Origin of the sequence: Pseudoalteromonas sp., from assembly GCF_041613455.1 — a bacterium.
Lineage (GTDB): Bacteria > Pseudomonadota > Gammaproteobacteria > Enterobacterales > Alteromonadaceae > Pseudoalteromonas.
Window position 1 is genome coordinate 37,823 of sequence record NZ_JBFJHD010000004.1, and the last position, 19,075, is coordinate 56,897.

The 19,075-nt window shown below is 44.2% G+C and carries 17 protein-coding genes; 6 read left to right on the forward strand and 11 right to left on the reverse strand.

The features are described from left to right. Positions 1 to 54: 54 nt before the first annotated feature. Positions 55 to 669, reverse strand: coding sequence for a fumarylacetoacetate hydrolase family protein (locus tag ABYB02_RS00925; RefSeq protein ID WP_372760120.1), 615 nt, complete (start codon positions 667 to 669; stop codon positions 55 to 57). A 229-nt stretch (positions 670 to 898) separates the two neighbouring features. On the opposite strand from ABYB02_RS00925, the gene ABYB02_RS00930 reads away from it, so the two are divergent. Continuing rightward, complete coding sequence (locus tag ABYB02_RS00930) at positions 899 to 1,177, forward strand: hypothetical protein (RefSeq protein WP_372760122.1); 279 nt, start codon at positions 899 to 901, stop codon at positions 1,175 to 1,177. On the opposite strand, the gene ABYB02_RS00935 is transcribed toward ABYB02_RS00930, so the two are convergent. Both ABYB02_RS00935 and ABYB02_RS00940 read right to left on the reverse strand, forming a co-directional pair. Beyond that, on the reverse strand, positions 1,163 to 3,679 hold the full coding sequence (locus ABYB02_RS00935; protein WP_372760124.1) for an exo 1,3/1,4-beta-D-glucan glucohydrolase: 2,517 nt from the start codon (positions 3,677 to 3,679) through the stop codon (positions 1,163 to 1,165). The genes ABYB02_RS00930 and ABYB02_RS00935 overlap by 15 nt on opposite strands. A gap of 16 nt (positions 3,680 to 3,695) precedes the next feature. After that, on the reverse strand, positions 3,696 to 4,961 hold the full coding sequence (locus ABYB02_RS00940) for a sugar MFS transporter (protein ID WP_372760126.1): 1,266 nt from the start codon (positions 4,959 to 4,961) through the stop codon (positions 3,696 to 3,698). A gap of 246 nt (positions 4,962 to 5,207) precedes the next feature. Here ABYB02_RS00940 and ABYB02_RS00945 point away from each other — a divergent pair, with 246 nt between their 5' ends. Genes ABYB02_RS00945 through ABYB02_RS00955 form a run of 3 tightly spaced genes read left to right on the forward strand, consistent with a single transcriptional unit; the run spans position 5,208 to position 8,904 of the window. Further along, a complete protein-coding gene (locus ABYB02_RS00945; RefSeq protein WP_372760128.1) occupies positions 5,208 to 6,542 on the forward strand; it encodes a GH1 family beta-glucosidase in 1,335 nt (444 codons plus the stop codon). Positions 6,543 to 6,557: 15 nt separating this feature from the next. After that, the gene (locus ABYB02_RS00950; RefSeq protein ID WP_372760130.1) at positions 6,558 to 7,916 is read left to right on the forward strand and encodes a glycoside-pentoside-hexuronide (GPH):cation symporter; all 1,359 of its coding nucleotides are present in this window, start codon (positions 6,558 to 6,560) and stop codon (positions 7,914 to 7,916) included. Beyond that, on the forward strand, positions 7,900 to 8,904 hold the full coding sequence (locus ABYB02_RS00955) for a LacI family DNA-binding transcriptional regulator (protein WP_372760132.1): 1,005 nt from the start codon (positions 7,900 to 7,902) through the stop codon (positions 8,902 to 8,904). The genes ABYB02_RS00950 and ABYB02_RS00955 overlap by 17 nt, the downstream gene beginning before the upstream one ends. Positions 8,905 to 8,957: 53 nt before the next feature. On the opposite strand, the gene ABYB02_RS00960 is transcribed toward ABYB02_RS00955, so the two are convergent. The 5 genes from ABYB02_RS00960 to ABYB02_RS00980 all read right to left on the reverse strand — a co-directional run bounded on the left by ABYB02_RS00960 (position 8,958) and on the right by ABYB02_RS00980 (position 14,557). Then, positions 8,958 to 10,916: a response regulator gene (locus ABYB02_RS00960; RefSeq protein WP_372760134.1), complete on the reverse strand. Its 1,959-nt coding sequence runs from the start codon at positions 10,914 to 10,916 to the stop codon at positions 8,958 to 8,960. Positions 10,917 to 10,940: 24 nt separating this feature from the next. After that, on the reverse strand, positions 10,941 to 11,402 hold the full coding sequence (locus ABYB02_RS00965; RefSeq protein ID WP_372760136.1) for a response regulator: 462 nt from the start codon (positions 11,400 to 11,402) through the stop codon (positions 10,941 to 10,943). After that, complete coding sequence (locus tag ABYB02_RS00970) at positions 11,402 to 12,886, reverse strand: ATP-binding protein (RefSeq protein ID WP_372760138.1); 1,485 nt, start codon at positions 12,884 to 12,886, stop codon at positions 11,402 to 11,404. Before ABYB02_RS00970 ends, ABYB02_RS00965 begins: the two co-directional genes overlap by 1 nt. A gap of 28 nt (positions 12,887 to 12,914) precedes the next feature. Beyond that, positions 12,915 to 13,124, reverse strand: coding sequence for a histidine kinase (locus ABYB02_RS00975; RefSeq protein WP_372760140.1), 210 nt, complete (start codon positions 13,122 to 13,124; stop codon positions 12,915 to 12,917). 95 nt (positions 13,125 to 13,219) lie between these two features. Next, positions 13,220 to 14,557, reverse strand: coding sequence for a sigma-54-dependent transcriptional regulator (locus ABYB02_RS00980; protein WP_372760142.1), 1,338 nt, complete (start codon positions 14,555 to 14,557; stop codon positions 13,220 to 13,222). A 210-nt stretch (positions 14,558 to 14,767) separates the two neighbouring features. On the opposite strand from ABYB02_RS00980, the gene ABYB02_RS00985 reads away from it, so the two are divergent. Then, positions 14,768 to 15,289 carry an NUDIX hydrolase gene (locus ABYB02_RS00985; protein ID WP_372760144.1) on the forward strand — a complete coding sequence of 174 codons (522 nt, stop codon included), beginning with the start codon at positions 14,768 to 14,770 and terminating at the stop codon, positions 15,287 to 15,289. 13 nt (positions 15,290 to 15,302) lie between these two features. On the opposite strand, the gene ABYB02_RS00990 is transcribed toward ABYB02_RS00985, so the two are convergent. Genes ABYB02_RS00990 through ABYB02_RS01000 form a run of 3 tightly spaced genes read right to left on the reverse strand, consistent with a single transcriptional unit; the run spans position 15,303 to position 17,465 of the window. Beyond that, positions 15,303 to 15,803, reverse strand: a complete 501-nt coding sequence (locus ABYB02_RS00990; protein ID WP_372760146.1) for a YgjV family protein — start codon at positions 15,801 to 15,803, stop codon at positions 15,303 to 15,305. A 48-nt stretch (positions 15,804 to 15,851) separates the two neighbouring features. Next, entirely contained in the window at positions 15,852 to 16,418 is a 567-nt protein-coding gene (locus tag ABYB02_RS00995) for a Crp/Fnr family transcriptional regulator (RefSeq protein WP_372760148.1), read from the reverse strand. A 6-nt stretch (positions 16,419 to 16,424) separates the two neighbouring features. After that, positions 16,425 to 17,465 carry an NAD(P)H-dependent flavin oxidoreductase gene (locus ABYB02_RS01000; protein ID WP_372760150.1) on the reverse strand — a complete coding sequence of 347 codons (1,041 nt, stop codon included), beginning with the start codon at positions 17,463 to 17,465 and terminating at the stop codon, positions 16,425 to 16,427. 196 nt (positions 17,466 to 17,661) lie between these two features. Here ABYB02_RS01000 and ABYB02_RS01005 point away from each other — a divergent pair, with 196 nt between their 5' ends. After that, positions 17,662 to 19,041 (forward strand): NAD-dependent succinate-semialdehyde dehydrogenase, encoded by a 1,380-nt coding sequence (locus ABYB02_RS01005; RefSeq protein WP_372760152.1) that lies wholly within the window; start codon positions 17,662 to 17,664, stop codon positions 19,039 to 19,041. The last annotated feature ends 34 nt before the right edge of the window (positions 19,042 to 19,075 follow it).

Genomic DNA, 19,075 nt, shown 5'->3' on the forward strand with positions numbered 1-19,075 from the left:
AAAACTTTAAAGTTACAGTGCAGCTATTGCCTAGCTGCACTTTTATTGGCCAGATTATTGTGCTCGCCACTGATGAGTTAATATGCATTGTTCATTGGCGTAAAGCGTCACACTAAACACACTGCCCGCTGTTACTTCGCCAACCCCGGCGGGGGTGCCGGTCATAATCACATCACCATCTTCTAAGTGCATAAAGTCAGTTATTTCCGCTAGTATCTGTGCTGGTGTGTGCAACATAAAATCGCTATTGCCTTGCTGTATAAGCTGCTGATTTATTGTTAGCTCAAAGCTAAAGTGCTGCATGTCATCACTAAGCTCAACAAACGGCGTAAATAACACCGAACCATCAAACGCTTTTGCTCGCTCCCACGGCAAGCCTTTGTTTTTTAACTTAGCCTGCACTTCGCGTTTCGTTAAATCGAGCCCCAACCCAATACCGACCAAGCGCTTGTTTTTTACTACAAAGCATAGTTCGGTTTCGTAATGCAGCACATCATTGTTATGCGTTGCTAACAGCTGTGTGCCTATTGCACTGTTAGGCTTATTAAATAGCACCATTTGCTCTGGCAACTCATTATTTAACTCTGCAATATGCGCGGTGTAGTTACGCCCTACACACACCACTTTTGACGGAGCCATTTGCTCAGCTGCTACCTTAATACTATTCATTTAGCCTACTCCTTCGCTTTTACATGGTGACAACACACTATTAATTGTAGCCATTTCATACATTGATTGTTACCTAATAATATGACAATTAAACAACAATATAGAATAAAAAGCAGTGATATACTCCCCCTATTAGTATGCCCTCGGCCAAGTTAATAATGACCAAACTCTATTAACCTTGACCATAAATTAACTTGATAGCACTGCCTTGTAAGCGGTTAAATTAAGCATGCAGCGCCAACCGTTTTTAAGCGGCCTGCAAAGCCAATACAATCAAGGTATCCCCACACTATCCTTGCTAGAGCATATTGATTTGAATCACCCACGAGTAAAGCAACAACAGGGTGAAGCGGTATTTTTAGAGCACGGCGGCAAAGCAAGCTCTGGCTTATGGCGCAAAATCATTACTTATTACCCCCCCCCCTGCCTGCCACTCATTAAGCGGAAATTAACTGGGTGGCAACATGGCGTTGGCACCCAGTTAATTACACCGTTACTGACAGGTTAAAGCGTTTTCTGCGGGCTCTGTGGTAATTGCTAGTTTTGCAATTGATAGCTGCCAAGCGCCTTGTGTGCTTAACTGCCACGGTATAAACACCTTAGCTAAATCAACACCTTGCTGTGCAAAACAGTTTAAATCAACTGATAACATGTGCCACTCACCGCCTTGTAGTAGCTGCTCAGTGATATCAAGCTGACCTTGGCAGCTATCACCACATTGCATAGCGAGCCATAATGGAGCGCTGGCGGCTTTATCTACTTTGATTTGCATTTGCAATTGTCCACCTTGCTCAACATACGCACGTAGATCAGCAGGAAACGCAGCTTGTAAATTCAGTGCGGCTAATTCAGCCCCGCTAAAGCGAATCGCGCGGGCATCTTCTTGCACATTTTTATCAAACGTATGTACGCTAATCGCCCCAACATTTACGCGGCTACTATCCATGTTTTTTTGCTGTTCACCACTTTGTAGTAGCAGCGACCAGGGGGCTTTTATAGCCCGTTCAAATAACACTAAATCATCAAGCTGCTGGCTATGCTGCGTTGTTTCGGTTAGGTCATCACCCAGCACGTTGCTTTGCCCGTAACTTAAACCAAAGCCATAAGGGAGTAATGGCGCGTAGTTTTCGTCGCCGCGATTTTCGTTATCAATCGGGTTATTTGGCCAAGAAAATGACAACTTACCACTAAAGTCATAGTTGATAGAGCCATCGGGCTGTTTAAATAATACGTCGCTAATCGCATCGCCTTCGGTGCCCGGTAACCACACCGCAACAAAGGCATCACTGGCATTGAGCTCAGCATTGACCCACATCGGACGACCACTAATAAATAACGATACCACCGGAATACCGGCGTCTTTAAATTTACGTAATAACGCCAAGTCGGTTTTATTACCGCGTTGGTATTCAAGATTATCAACATCGCCATTGCCTTCGGCATAAGGCTGCTCGCCAAACACCACAATAGCGACATCGGGGCGGTTGGTAAATTCACCGTTTAAATCATAGCTTACCTGTCCACCCGCTTGCTCTACGGTGTGTTTAATACCAGCATAAATTGAAGTGGCTCCCGGAAAGTCGCTGTTTTTATTTCCCGTGCCCTGCCAAGTCACACTCCAACCACCCGACTGCATACCAATGTTATCGGCACCTTGCCCTGCCACTAATACCTTAGTATTTGCTGACAATGGCAGTAGTTGCTGTTTGTTTTTTAGTAGTACTAACGACTCACGCACCGCTTGTTTTGCAATCGCGCGATGCTCGGCACTGCCTATCACCTCGGTTTTACCCGACAAAGGACGATTTGCAGGGCTCGGCTTATCAAACAAGCCGGCACGCATTTTTACTCTGAGAATACGGGTAACCGCATCATCAATGCGGCTTTGTGGGATTGCACCGCTATTCACTTGAGCAATTAAATTATAATACAGCGGCTGCCATTCATCGGGCGCCATATATACATCTAAGCCCGCGTTTGCAGCGTGTGCACAGTTACCATTGTCGCACCCTGCAACCTGCCCGTGACCGTTCCAATCACCGACAACAAAACCGTCAAAGCCCATTTTGCCTTTTAATACATCCGTTAATAAATATTTGCTGCCATGAATTTTTTCACCATGCCAGCTATTAAATGACGCCATGACGGTTTGTGCACCGGCGCTTAAGCCGCCAACATAACCTTGCGCGTGAAGCTCAAATAACTGCTGCTCGGTATCAATGTTATTACCTTGATCATCACCACCTTGCGTACCGCCATCACCTAAAAAGTGTTTTACGGTGCTGATCACTCGCTGTTGCGATAAAAAGTCTTTATCTACTGCGCCTTGCAAGCCCTTCACGATGGCTACTGAGTATGCTTTTACTATTTCTGGATCTTCTGAGTAGCCTTCATAGGTGCGTCCCCAGCGATCATCGCGCACCACCGCAACCGTAGGGGCAAATACCCAATCAATACCGGTTACCATGACTTCTTTAGCAGTCGCTGCCGCTATTTTTTCAATTAATGCCGGGTTATTTGCCGCCCCTAAGCCAATGTTATGCGGAAATAACGTCGCGCCAATCACATTATTATGGCCGTGTACCGCATCAGTGCCCCACATAGTAGGAATGGTGCTGCCATCAAGCGAGTCATCTATCGAGGCCTGATAGAGCTTTTCGGCTAAATCAATCCAATCTGCGGCGCTCGCATGCTTATTATTATTAGGAAACGCACCGCCGCCATTAAGATAGGAGCCAAAGCCATATTTACGCATATCTTCAACCGTAATATTACGAATTTCTGGCTGGATCATTTGCGCAATTTTTTGCTCTAAGGTCATTTCGCTGAGCATAGTAGCAATTTTTTGCTCCATCTCAGCGTCGTCTTTAATGCCCGTAGTTATGGTTGGCCAAATTGCGCTTTTTGTCGCTGTATTCACCGTGGTGTCTGCTGGTTGCTGTGAGCAACCCACACTCGCCATGACGGCGAGTAATAATGCAGAAACGCTGAAGGGGGTGTTAATTTTCATTATGTCTACCTTAATTTTATGGACGAGTTTGGGTTGTTGCTTTTGCACCAAAAAGCGCAAAATAGGTAATATATAAATAGCAGCCAATAGGCAACACGAGTGCCAGCTGCACACCGACATTATCGGCTAATACGCCTTGTAATAATGGAATAATCGCGCCACCGACAATGGCTAAACATAAAATACCTGAACCTTGTGAGGTGTACTTGCCGAGGCCTTGTAGCGCTAAACTAAAAATGGTCGGGAACATAATTGAGTTACATAACCCCACCAATAAAATAGCCCACATAGCCAACGCGCCTTGCCCTGTCATGGCGGTAAAAACCAGTACCATAGCTAATATGCCATGGCAGGCTAATACTTTAGCAGCGTTTAGCTTTTGCATTATCGCCGCTCCAGCAAAACGACCAATCATCGCGCCGGCAAAGTAATAACTAATATAATGCGCGGCTTGCTGTTCACTTAAGCCGGCGATATCATCTAGCGTTAAGAAACCTACCAAGAAACTGCCAATCGCCACTTCAGCGCCGACGTAAACAAAAATACCCACCGCGCCCAAAATAAGGTGGCGGTATTGCCATACACTGCCTAAGTCAACAAAGCCATCCAGCGGTTGGTTTTCAACCGGTGTATCGCTGGTTTTACCCAGCTTTGGCAGTTTTAAAAATGAAAAAACAACCGCTAATACTAGTAAGCTGAGGCTTAACATTAAGTATGGAAATTTAACTTGCTCGGCGGTTGCTTGGCTCACTTCACTGAGAATAAGCCAGCCCCCTAGCAGCGGCGCTACTGTGGTGCCTAATGAGTTAAATGCTTGGGTCATGGTTAATCGTGAAGAAGCGGTTTTAGCCGGCCCCAACACACTCACATAAGGGTTCGCCGACACTTGTAAAATAGTAATACCCGAAGCCAGTACAAATAAGGCGAGCAAAAACAATTCATACAGGTGGGCTTCTGCGGCAGGATAAAAAAGCGCACAACCCAGCGCGGCCACAACCAGCCCCACCACAATACCAAATTGATAACCGATTTTACTGACCAGCTTGCCTGCCGGAATCGACATCACAAAATACGCACCAAAGAAACAAAACTGCACTAACATCGCTTGCGTGTAATTTAATGAAAACATGCCCTTTAAATAGGGGATCAAAATATCGTTTAAGCAGGTAATAAACCCCCACATAAAAAAGAGTGTCGTTAATGAAGTGAGCGCAAAGGTATTGCGCGCTATCGGTTGTTGGCCATTTTCGTTTACCGCTAAAGGTTCTGTAATATTTGCCATAATATAATCTCTAATTTTTGCTGATGTTCAGTTTTGATACTGCTATTAAACTGCTTTTTGCTGGTGTTAAATTTAAATATTAGTTGCAACATTAAATGTAAGCGCTTACATTTATAGCATACAAACAAAAATTAGCAATTTATTTACATAATAATTGCAGCCGCTTACATTAATGGCAGGTTCACTCTTTGCTACCCTGCATTTTGCAGTAAACGGCATAACTGCTAATAGCTTAAGGAAATCATTGTGTTTAAAACCATTTCGCTTCCAGCCTCCTCACCGTTATTAGCACAACCGTTTATTTTTGGTGTGGCAACGGCCTCTTTTCAAATTGAAGGGGCGCGCGATACTCGACTACCCTGTATTTGGGATACCTTTTGCCAGCAACCGCATAGCATTGCAGATAACTCTAACGGCGATAACGCCTGTGAACACGTGAAATACTGGCAGCAGGATGTAGCTATGATTGCCGACCTAGCGGTGGACGCGTATCGGCTTTCTATTGCTTGGTCGCGGGTGCTGCATCAAGATGGCAGTATAAATCAGCAGGGAGTCGACTTTTACCGTAATTTACTCAAGGCGTTAAAGGCACGAAACATAAAAACCTTTGTTACTTTATACCATTGGGATTTGCCCCAGCATTTAGAAGATCAAGGTGGCTGGTTAAACCGCGATACAGCGCAGGCGTTTGCTGACTACACCGATGTAGTTAGCCGTGAGCTCGATGGGCTAGTCGATTCTTATGCCACCCTCAACGAACCCTTTTGCAGTGCCTATTTAGGTTATGAAATTGGCGTGCATGCGCCGGGCATAAAAAGCCAGCAAGCGGGCCGTCAAGCAGCGCATCATTTATTACTTGCTCATGGTCTTGCCATGCAAGTATTACGCAAAAATTGCCCCGACGTAGAAGCCGGTATTGTACTTAACTTTAGCCCAAGCTATCCATTAACGAAGGCGGATGAGCACGCTGCTATGTTGGCTGAGCAATACCATAATCAATGGTATATCAAGGCCATATTAACCGGTGCCTATCCCGCGCTGCTCAATCAACTCAGTGATACCGTAAAACCTGTTATTGGCGATAATGATATGGCAATCATCAGTGAAAAAGTTGATTTTATTGGCGTCAATTACTACACCCGAATTCACTATAGCCGCACTGCTGATAATTGGTTTGCTGAAGCTGAGCTAAAAAATGTGCCAGTAACCGATATGGGCTGGGAAGTTTACCCCCAGGGCCTAACGGAGTTGTTGCTGTCGCTGCATCGGCAGTATCAATTGCCTAAGGTGTATATCACTGAAAATGGCGCAGCGATGGCCGATACCTTAACAGAGGGCTGCGTAGAAGATATCGAGCGGGTAGATTACTTCCATACTCACCTTAATGCCGTGCACGCAGCCGTTGAGCAAGGTGTTAATGTACAGGGATATTTTGCATGGAGTTTAATGGATAACTTTGAGTGGGCTTATGGCTATAACAAACGCTTTGGTTTAGTTTATGTAGAGTATGCAACGCAAAAACGTATATTAAAGCAAAGCGCAAAGCAGTATCGCGCGCTACTCAAACAACGTAAAAAATAATAATGAGTGCCAACCATGCTAACTAAAAAAGAAAAAATAGCCTATGGCTTAGGCGATACGGCCAGCAATATTATTTTTCAAACTGTGATGTTGTTTTTAACGTTTTTTTATACCGATATTTTTGGGATATCGCCGGCAGTGGTTGGCACGCTGTTTTTAGTGGTACGCATTATCGACGCGATCACCGATCCGTTAATGGGGGCCCTCACCGATGCTACACGCACTCAATATGGCAGTTACCGTCCCTATCTGCTGTGGTTAGCCTTACCATTTGGCATCATTAGTGTGATTACTTTTACCACTCCCGATTTAAGCCCCAACGGTAAAATTATTTACGCGTTTGCAACTTACACACTGTTAATGCTGGTTTATACCGCGATAAATATTCCTTACTCTGCACTGGGGGGAGTGTTAAGCCGCGATCCTAACGAACGTGTATCAATTCAATCTTACCGCTTTGTATTTGGCATGCTGGGTGGGCTACTAGTAACTAGCTGTACTTTACCACTGGTGGCGTGGTTAGGGGGCGGTAATAACGCCTTGGGTTATCAGCTCACTATGGTTGCTATGAGCTGTTTAGGCGTAGGGTTATTTTTAGTCTGCTTTCGTTTTACCAAAGAGCGCGTCGTGGCCCCACAGCAACACACACTCAATATGAAAGCACAAATGGCTACCTTATGGCAAAATGGTCCGTTTCGCATTCTCTGTGCTGCCGCGCTAATGCTGCTAACCAGCATGGTACTGCGGACCACATTAGCCATTTATTACGTAAAAGATGTACTTGGCGTGGGTCACTTAGTCACTGAGTTTATAACGCTTGGCATGATAGGCAATATTTTAGGCTGCGCCTGCGCGCAACCTCTAAGCAAACGCATAGATAAAAAAACCGCTTATATCTATTTACAGTACATTTCTGCCGCTATTAGCTGTATTGCCTTTTGGCTGACTGGCGAGCAACTGATAATGGCGTTTATGGTGTATTTTTTATGGTGTTTCTTTACGCAAATGGCCACCCCACTGCTGTGGGCGAAAATGGCCGATGCAATTGATTACGGGCAATGGCAAAATGGTCAACGTTTAACAGGACTGGTTTACGCAAGTGTGGTATTTTTCATTAAAATGGGCTTAGCATTAGGCGGCGCAATAGCGGGATGGTTACTCGCCTATTACGGTTATCAAGCCAATACCGAGCTTAGCGAAGCTACTCAACATGGCATTTTAACCTCGTTTACCCTTTACCCCGCCATAGGTAGCGTAATAGTCGCCTTGATCATGAGGCACTATCTGCTCGATAATAACGCGGTGCAACAAATCACCTCTGACTTAGCGAACAGAAGTAATATTAAAAAGGAACAGTATGGCCACCATTTATGAGGTGTCAAAACTTGCAGGGGTTTCACTGGCAACCGTGTCAAGAGTAATGAATAACAACAAAAATGTCAGTGATGCGACCCGTGAGAAAGTCACTTTAGCGATGACAGAACTCGGTTATCGTCCTAATTCCATTGCGCAGTCGCTGGCCACTAATTGCTCTAACAGTGTAGGGCTATTAGTGTCTGAACTGCATGGTCCATTTTATGGCCCGATGATGAGTGGCATCGAAAACTCATTTCGTAATCAAGGTAAGCACGTCATTATTGCAGCTGGCCACAGTAATGCAGAGCGTGAACAACAGGGCATCGAGTTTTTAATTAGTCGCAACTGTGACGGCTTAATTTTGCATGTTGAAGCCGTTTCTGATGACTACCTGATTGCACTGAGTAAGGGCCCGACCCCGTTTGTATTGCTCAATCGGCTGATCCCAGCACTAGCAGACCGTTGTATAATATTAAATAACCGCAAAGGCGGCTACTTAGCTACTCAGCATGTACTTGAGCAAGGCCATCGTGATATCGCTTATATTAGCGGACCATTATGGAAAGCAGATGCCAAAGATCGCCTTGCCGGCCATAAACTAGCGCTAAGTGAGTATGGGAGCCGTTTTGATGAATCGCTGTTATATCAAGGTGACTTTATGGAAGACAGTGGTTATCAGGGCTTTTTACAATTACATCGTTCTACAACGCAGTTTAGTGCATTGATTTGTGCTAATGACGAAATGGCCACCGGTGCTATGATAGCGGCCAGAGAGTGTGGTTTACAATTACCCGAGCAACTGTCTATTATGGGCTACGATAATGTCTTTTTTACTCGTCATGTTTACCCACCTCTAACCACCATCAATTACCCCATCAACGAAATGGGACAAATGGCGGCAAATTGGATCTTGAGTAAGGTATACAATAAGGGTGAACAACCAACGCACACATTATTTGAGCCACAGCTCGTGGTACGTCAATCCATTACTAAGCGCAGCAGCTAACGCTGACACGACAGTCAATTGAGCCGCATAACTGAAATAAGTTACACACGCGGCTAATCGAGCAGCTGAGTCAATATCGCTAAGTTAATCGGTTTAAGCAGTACCTGTTCAATGTCGAGCTGTTTAATTTTGCAGGGATCAGGCTCCATACCGCTAACTATAACACGCTTTACTTGCGGATAATGCTGCTGAATGTGACGGGCCAACTCTAACCCACAGCCGTCAGGCAAATGCATATCTAACAAGACTTTGTCGTAATGACTGTCGTTTTTAAGTACGCTAACGCAGTGTTCAAAACTACAGGCCAACTGTGTTTCTACGCCTAAGCTCTCTAACAGTAACTGCGTAATTTGCGCCGCATCGGCATCATCTTCGACCAGTAAAAAACGGCGATTACTTTGCGCAACTTCTTGGTGAGGTTGCTCATCTGTGGCTTTATTAGTTTTATTGAGAGTTTGTTGTAAGCACTGATAAAGTAAGTTTGAATTTACCGGCTTAGCAATCATATTATTAAAGCCGAGCGCCGATAATTCATTACGAATTCCTTTCATAGTGGCGGCCGTTAGGGCAATGATAGCGCCGCTAAAACCAAATTTTCGCAGCTCGATGGTGGCCTCTTTCCCGCCCATCACTGGCATATGTATATCCATAAAAATCGCGTCGTATTGCTCATTTTGCTGCTCAGCAAGGCGCACTTTTTCGAGCGCTTGCTTACCATGCTCGGCATAATCAACTGTCGCGCCCGCGGAGGTGATCATATGGCCCACTAAAATGCGTAAATCACGTAAATCATCAACCACCAGTACCCGCCCAGTTACTTTACAAGGGGCATTTTTTTGTTGCATATTGGGGGTTAAATCAAGCTTTAACACGTTGCGTGCTACGTGTTTAATATTACCAGGGTGCAGCGAGATAGTGAATTTAGAGCCCTGGCCCACTTTTGAATCCAAACTAATGGAGCCCTGCATTCTATTAAGCAGCTCGGTACAAATAGCCAACCCTAGCCCCGCACCACCCACAGCGCGCGACTCTACTTCGGCTACTTGCTCAAACGGCTGAAATATCAGTGCTTGCTTATCGGGAGCAATGCCCACGCCTGAATCTTGAATACTAAAAAATAGCATCTCATCTTGATCAACAAATTCGGTCCAGGCAGCAACGGTTATTTCACCTTGCTCGGTAAATTTAATTGCGTTGTTAATGATGTTGATTAAAATTTGTCGCAGCCGAGTGGCATCAACATGCACAATTAATGGCAGCGGTTGCAGCGACTCAAACCGTAATGACAGTCCTTTATCAAGCGCCGACACCCGCATTAAAGTAAATACGTCGGCCATTAAGCTATCAAGGTTGATATCACTGCAATTGAGTTCCAGCTTATCGGCGGCAATTTTTGATAAATCTAACACGTCATTCAATAAGCTCAATAAGTGTTTACCATTACGATAAATCACGCCCAGCTCATTCTCAGCATGCTTACTAAAGTCGCTTTGCATCAGCAGTTCTGTGTAGCCTAAAACAGAGGATAACGGCGTACGTAACTCATGGCTTAAGTGTGCTAAAAAGCGATCTTTTGAGCGATTTTCAGCCTCGGCTTTTAACCGTTCTAGGCGTTCGTCTTCAACATCGCGTCGCGCTAATGCATAGCGTATAGCTCGCGCAAAGCGGCTGCTATTCATTTCGCTTTTGACTAAATAGTCCACCGCTCCGGCATCAAGCGCGGCAGAATCTAATGCGGCATTAGACTGGCCAGTGAGCATGATAATTGGGCCATTAAAGCCTTTTTCTATTGCTTGTTTTAATACGCTCAAGCCATCGGAGGCGCCTAAGCGGTAATCGAGCAGGCAAATGTCATGCTGGTTGTTACTTAGTAGGTCAATTGCGCGCTTCGGATCACTCACCCACTCTACGTCAAAAGTATGCGAACTCAGCTGCTCCAGGTAATCACGGGTAAGAATGTAATCATCTTCATCGTCTTCAACAAGTAGCAGTCTGGTTGCCTTCGCTAACATACCGTCTCCTCTGTGTGACACTGTTTAATCGTTATAGCTGCTAGGTAACTCTACAAACTCTACCCAGTATTTACCCAGCGCTTTCATTAACTCCACTAAGCCATCAAAGGTAACAGGTTTAGTGATATACGACGCGGCCCCTAAGTCATAGCCTTTAACCATGTCTTCTTCTTGTTGTGAGGTGGTTAAAATAACCACCGGGATACCTTTTAAGTTTGGATTGGCTTTAATCGCCTGCAACGCTTCGCGCCCATCCATGCGTGGCATATTTAAATCAAGCAAGATCAAACCCGGTCGCGGGGATGCCTCTTTTTGCGCAAATTTACCTTTACGTTCCAAGTACTCTAGCAGCTCTACCCCGTCTTCGACAAAGTGCAACTCGTTAAGTACACGACTTTCTGCGAGTGCATCTTGGGTTAATAAGCGATCATCTTCATCGTCGTCTGCCATCAAAATGGTAATCGGTTTTACTTTACTCAGTGGCATTAAGCCTCTCCTTGTAATGTGAAAAGCTCACTTTCCACGGGTAGTTTTATCACGAAGCTTGCACCTTCACCGGGTTGACTCTGTGCGGTTATGGTACCGCCATGGCGCTCGACAATACGTCGACAAACCGACAAGCCAATGCCGGTGCCTTTGTATTGTGAGCGCCCATGTAAGCGCTGAAAGGGAACAAAAATTTTATCTGCATATTCGCTCGAAAAGCCAATGCCATTATCTTTAATGGTAATCACTTGCCAAGGCAGCTCAGTATTATGATCTTCACTAAATTCGTTGGTGGTAAAAAAATCTATGTTGATTATCGGAGCTTGATCGGCTTGTCTAAATTTAACCGCATTAGATATCAAGTTCAAAAATAGCTGCTGCATCTGACTCGGATCGGCCTGTATAACTGGCATATCAGCTAGGTTAACTTGAGCATGTGACTCTTTTATGGCAATTTCTAAATCACCTAACACCTCAGCCAATACATTATTTAAATCGGTATCGACAAAATCTCTACCGCGGGTGGTCACCCGCGAAAATTCCAATAAATCGTTAATTAAATTAGACATACGCTGTGCTGCGTTTTTCATCCGCGCAATGTAGTCGATCCCCTTGTCACCCAGTTCATCTTTATACATAGTTTCAAGGCGATCACTAAACGCTTGAATTTTACGCAGTGGCTCTTGTAAGTCATGGCTTGCAACAAAAGCAAACTCTTCAAGTTCACGGTTACTGCGACTCAACTCATCTGAATATAAGGTCAACTCTTGCGTGCGCTCAGTCACTTTATTGGCTAACGTTTCATTTTGTTTTTCCAGCTCCGCGCGGTACATTTCCGCATTGCGTAAGTTTAACCGCGCTAGGATAAACATACCTAAAATAAGCAGCCCACTGGTAACGGCGGTAAGCGCAAAAGTAATTTTTGCTTCATTTTTTATTTTTGCTAATTTCGCAAAATGGCTCACTTTAAACAGCTGCTCACGGTGTTGAATTTCGTTTACCGCAAGCAGAATTTCCTTATACAGCTCGCGCCCCATATGGGTATTCACCAAATAAAGCGCACGGCGTTCTTTATTGTTGAGCGCTAGGTGAACGGTCTTTTTTAGTTCGGCTATTTTTTTATCAACTAATAGCAGTAATTCGGCAATACGCTCCGCTTGACCATTTATTTCTGAGCTTAACGATTTAACATGCTCAGTTTGTGATTCAAGCTGCTCGAGTGCATCGTAGTAAGGCGCTAAATAGCCACTTTGCTCGGTAAGTAAATAACCTCGCTGCCCCGATTCTGCTTGCACCACCGACAAATGCAACTTTTCAATAGCCGTTGTTAGCATATTGGTGTTGTCTAAACTTTTTTGCGTTTTCGTGAGCCCTTGAATGGTGTTAACGGCTAAAAAGGCATTGCCAACGATAATTACCAGTAGCACAACAATAAAGGTGGCCCACATTACATTCGCTTTACTGGATTTTTTTTGCGCGCTCATTAAGCATCCTACTTATAAAAGGTCTAAATTATTGCGAATCAGTAATTATTTGTAAGCTGTCACTGCATTGCTGACAGTTAGCAATAATTTTATTTAGCGCCTCAAGCGCTTTTTCTTTTGGCAGATCGTTTTCTAACACCAACTTTATTAGCTCAGCATTCATGGAAATACGGTTAAGTGGGGCTCGCGCATCATGCACTAATTGGTTAAGTGGCTTACTCGATTTGTTTACTGTCATAGCCTTCCTGTTATTTTTTATTAAATGTAGCGTTAAAAAACAATAAATAAAATGCGCTAAAGCTTAACACTTGCATTATTGCCGTTAAATGTCGTTTATTTATATTCACCGATACCGCCATAGGCGTTCAAACGGTTATAAAGCGTTTTAGTACTAATACCCAGCATTTGTGCCGCCAGGGTCTTATTGCCTTGTACTTTATCAAGCGTGGCATGGATCAACTCTTTTTCCACAGCTTCAATGGTTTGCCCTGCCACTACTTGTTTTTCATTGGCTTGATTATTTACTTTTGAAAATGGCGATTCTAAGTTGTCGGGTAAGGAAACCTCATTACTTTGTGGGTCGCTCATAATAAACGCGCGGTGAATAGCATGACGTAGCTCGCGAACATTACCTGGCCAGTCGTAGCGTTGCAGCTGTTTGAGTTGCTCTGTTTGCCAGCTAAAATCGGTCCCATTGTCGTCATTTAATTGCGCTAAAAACGCATTCGCTAATAACGGTATATCCTCTTTGCGTTCACGTAGTGCAGGAATATCAATAGGAAACACCGCCAGCCTAAAATAAATATCTTCGCGGATCACATTATTTTGCGCTAATTCGGTAAGCGAACGGTTAGTGGCTGAAATAACCCGGCAATTGGTGGGAACCTCCCGATTCCCACCAACCCGTGTAACCCGCTTAGTTTCGAGTACCCGCAATAAGTTAGGTTGCATACTAATTGGCATTTCGGTTACTTCGTCTAAAAATAATGTGCCGTTATTAGCCTGCTCAAACACCCCTTCTTTACGGGCAATGGCGCCGGTAAAGGCGCCTTTTTCGTGGCCAAACAGTTCACTACTAATCAGCTCTTTGGAAAACCCACCGCAGTTACTCGCCACCAGCGGCCCTTCACATTGGCTGGCGTTATGAATCGCTTGCGCGACCACTTCTTTACCTACCCCGCTTTCGCCCATTAACATGACATTGGCAGAGGTTTTCGCCACCCGCTCTATCATAGTATATAGTTTTTGCATGGCGGCGGACTCGCCGATGAGCGTATCGAAGTGACGCGTAGTGGTGTTTTTAGCTTTTTTTACTGCTTTTTGTGAGCCATTTAGTACCCGCTCAAGATCTTCGCGTTGTAATGGTTTTAACAAGTGACCGACGTTGGGCTGGCACATGTCGGCTAAAATACCTTTCACCGAAGGATGCCCCGAAATAAGCGTTACTTTAGGGGAGTGGCCAATCAATTTTAAATGATCGAGTAAATGTAATCCGCTGCCGTCGGGGAGCATAAAATCAAGCAGCACATGATCAAAGCTATTATTTTCCAACCACTGGTGCGCTTCTTTTAAACTCGTTGCGGTACTAATATTATGACCGAGAAACTCGACTATATGACATACCACATCACTAAATTCAACATCGTCGTCCACTAATAGTATATTTAACATGATTGATCCCTATGCATTTTTTATTATTCTACTTGGCCTAGCTGCGAAATGAAAGACAAGCAATTTTACGTGTAAAATCATTAGTTTTTAGTATATTACTAATACAATATTCTAAACAAGCTGTTAATAGGCACACTGAAGAAAAGTGAGCATTAAACGTTAAATTTAAATAAACAACTGATATAATTTAACTTTAATCAAGGAGAGTCAATGCGCCCACTAAAAACCCTTATTCATCCCAGTATTAACATTAATCAAGGCAGTCAATTTACCCGTATTACCGCCCGTGCTATTGCCATACACCAGCAGCAAATTTTGCTAATGTACACAGCCCGTTATGATGATTACAGCTTACCCGGTGGTGGCGTTGATGCAGGTGAAACGATTGAACAAGGGTTAATACGAGAGCTGCAAGAAGAAACTGGCGCGCAAAATATTAAGCTCAAAAAAGAATTTGGTTTATACCAAGAATATCGCCCTTGGTATAAAGATGATTTTGATATTATTCATATTAAGTCGTATTGCTATATTTGCAGCATTGATGTCACATTGGGCCAAGCGCAATTAGAGCGCTATGAGCAACAAAATGGTATGGTAGCTAAATGGGTTAATATTCATGACGCGATTGCACATAATGAGCGCACCCTTGCCAGCAGTGATAAACAAGGGCTATCTATTATTCGTGAAACCTACTTGCTGAAAGAAATCGCTAAGCAATTACAGTTAAACTAAATAGCCCGCTACTTTAGCTCAACGCCACGTTTTTACCGCGATAAAAACGGTATAAGCCTACCAGATTACTGTTTAAAAACAGGCTTTCCATTAAGATGGCAACCGGTGAGCCGGCAAAAACATTGTGGCTTATCCAAAATGAAGTACCAACCACCATACACAAACGTAAGTGCAGGTCGTGCTTTTGAAACGAGGCAAATGTTTGAATAAGCGTGGCAATCAATGCCAGCACGCTAAACCAGTCTTGCCAGGTAACATATACCGCAGCACAGCTAAGCAACATAAAACCGTACATTGCCCAGGTTTTACGTGCATAAATACAGTATAAATAACGCAGTGCGGCAATAAACATTAAACAGCCCGCACTATTATAGCCCAGCATAAAAAAGTGTACTGCGGTCAGTAATACTGAAATAAATAAACAGCTTAAAATAAGCCCGCGCGACTTAAACTGAAACGACGCGAGATCCAGTAATGTCGCTATAGCAACGAGTGATTGAGCAAGTAAAAACATAGTGACTCCTTAAAAAACGAAGTCTAACTAGCTTTATAATTTTTACCCTTAACTTAAGTTAAGTCGTTTGCGAATTCTTGATAACGAAATCGCTGAAATACCTATATACATTGCAACTTGCGTTAAACTTAACTGCGCCAGCCAGTGGGGTTTCTCAGCTAATAAATAACGATAGCGTTGCTCTGGTGTATTGAGTAACAAAAATGCTTCTTTGGCTTCTTTAAATATTAACTGCTGAGCAATCAGCTGCTGCTTTACTGTTTGCCATTCGGGGGTTGCAAACACCGTGAGTGGCACGCTAATAACGGTTGCGCGATTGATCACTTTTAACTGATAAAACGCCGCCGTATTGGTGAGCCAATTACCATAAAGCAGTGCAAATTCATCTTTAAAATAAAACTCCTTGCACTTTTGCCCGCCTGCTACATCGTCATGGATAGCACCAAGCACGCCGTCTAAAATGAGGTAGCCATAACGTTGGAATTCTCCTTGTTGCAATACCACAGTGTCGCGCGCCAGATGCTTAATTGCATATTGCTCTGCCAGTTTTTCTTTGAGGGTAATGGCAAGCTCTTTATAGCTGTCACCTAATGGCAAAATTGAAAGTTCACTCATTTATTGTCACCATTTACTCATTAAGTTTTGCGTTATCGACGCCGCACTCACATCCGCTCTGGGAATATAATTTTGTCCGCACCATAAAGGTGTAAAATCATCTCTACCTTGTGCTTCTGCATTAGCCCTTAATGCCGTAATCGCTATATTAGCGTACGGAAATGGCGCCGCTAGTTCACTGTTATAATTTAATTCAGTCATAATCCGGTTGCGGATCCCTCGGGCTGCACGCCCCGATAGTAAATTAGTGATCGCCGTAGCATCGCTGCCGCTTGGCTGCGCTAATATTGCTTCACGATGTAAGGGCGAGGTTTGCGCTTCGTTACATAATAAATACGCGCTGCCGACCTGTACCCCAGCGGCACCTAAGCGTTGCATTTGGCTTACAGCATCGGCACTGTTAATACCGCCTGCGGCAATCACAGGAACTGACACCGCCGTGACACAGTTTTTAACAAGCTCGGCGGTATTACTGTGCAGCGTTAAATCCATTGATAAAAAATGCCCGCGGTGGCCACCCGCTTCTAAACCTTGGGCAATAATGGCATCAGCGCCATGGGCCTCAAGCCATTTAGCTTCATTTACTGTGGTCGCTGTGGAAATCACCGTGGCTCCCCAGTTTTTAATTTGTTGCAGCAATCTGTTGTGCGGTAAACCAAAATGAAAACTTACTACCGGTGGTGCATACGGCGCAATAATATCAACAACTTGCTGAGTAATAGGCTGGCGAGATGCGCTTTGTGTAAGTGCAGCGGCGTCAATATTAAACTCATTAAAGTACGGTTGCAGTAATTGCTGCCAAGCTTGTTGTTGCACGCGAGTATAGTGCCCTGCCGTATGGCAGAAAAAGTTAAGGTTATAAGGTTTGTTTGTGATCGTGGTTAAAAGCTCAAGTTGTTCACGTAATTGCTGTGCCGATAACATGGCACACGGTAATGAGCCTAACCCGCCGGCTTCACTCACGCTTGCTGCTAACTTGGCATCTTGTACGCCTGCCATAGGGGCTTGAATAAGCGCTAACCTTGTACCAAACAATGACTGTATCATTTTAGTGCCTGTAACTTTTACGACGCAATGTATTATTTACCGAACATAGCAGATAAATCACTATAAAAATATTAACCTTAAATAATAAACAATTAAAAACCACATTAATTACATTAAGTTATAAAAAAAACGCGATGAGTAATAACTGGCGTTAGCTTTGCACCCTTCTGCGCAGACCAATTTAAAGGAGAGCGTAATGAGTAATACAGTGAATACCATTAACCCCGCAACTGAGCAAGTCATTCAATCTTACACCTTGCTATCGCAACAGCAAGCTGAGCAAATCATCGAAAAATCTCATCAAACGTACTTAGATTGGCGCTTAACCTCATTTACCGAGCGCGCCAAACACTTGAATAAATTAGCCGCATTATTTGAACAGCAAAAAGAAGCCATCGCTAAGCTGATGAGCGAGGAAATGGGCAAGCTCTACTCGCAAGGGTTACAAGAAGTCGCGCTGTGCGCCGCAATTTGTCGCTATAGCGCAGAGCATGGTGCTGACATTCTGGGTGATGAAGAGCGGGAAATGGACGGCGGACGCGCTATTGTCAGTTATCAGCCCACCGGAGTATTACTCGGTATTCAGCCTTGGAACTTCCCGCTGTATCAAGTCATTCGTTACAGTGCAGCCAATATTATGGCCGGTAATACCACGGTATTAAAACACGCGGGTAATGTATTTGGCATGGCCGAAAAAATAGAGACGTTATTTATACAGGCAGGCTTTCCTGAATATTGCTTTAGTAATTTACTGATTGATGGAAAAACCGCCAGTGCGCTGATAGCACACAAAGCGATTAGCGGTGTCACCTTTACTGGTAGCGATGCTACGGGTAAAAAAGTGGCTGAACAGGCGGGTAAGTATGTGAAAAAAACCGTCCTTGAGCTGGGTAGCAACGACGCTTACTTAGTGCTTGACGATGCTGATTTAGAGCTGGCAATTAAAACTTGTGTGCAAGGTCGTATGGTCAACAATGGCGAAACATGTGTGTCGGCAAAACGCTTTATTGTGGTGGAGTCACTGTATGACGAATTTAAAGCCGGCATTAAACAGCATTTCGAAGCAATGAAAATGGGCGACCCACTCGCGGATGATACCGATTTAGGGCCCATGGCTCGCGAAGACTTGCGCGATGGCATACACCAGCAAGTAACCCAGTCTGTTAAAGCCGGAGCAAACATAGTGACTGGCGGTGAAATACCTAAGCAAACCGGATTTTACTACCCTCCGACGCTACTTGATAACTTAGCCCCGGGCATGCCTGCTTACGACGACGAACTATTTGGTCCAGTCGCTTCACTGATCAAAGCCAAAGACAACGACGATGCCATGAACATCGCCAACGCTTCGCGTTACGGATTAGGCGGGGGGATCTTTTCTAAAAATGAAAACAAAGCCATTGAGCTGGCTAAAAAACATTTTAATACTGGCATGGTTAATATTAACGGCTACGGTTTAGCCACCCCCAACCTGCCATTTGGGGGCGTTAAAGACAGTGGCTATGGCCGAGAGCACGGTGGCTTTGGCATGCGAGAATTTGTCAATGTTAAATGCATTATGATCCATAACTCATAACAGGTATCAGGTATCAGGTATCAGGTATCAGGTA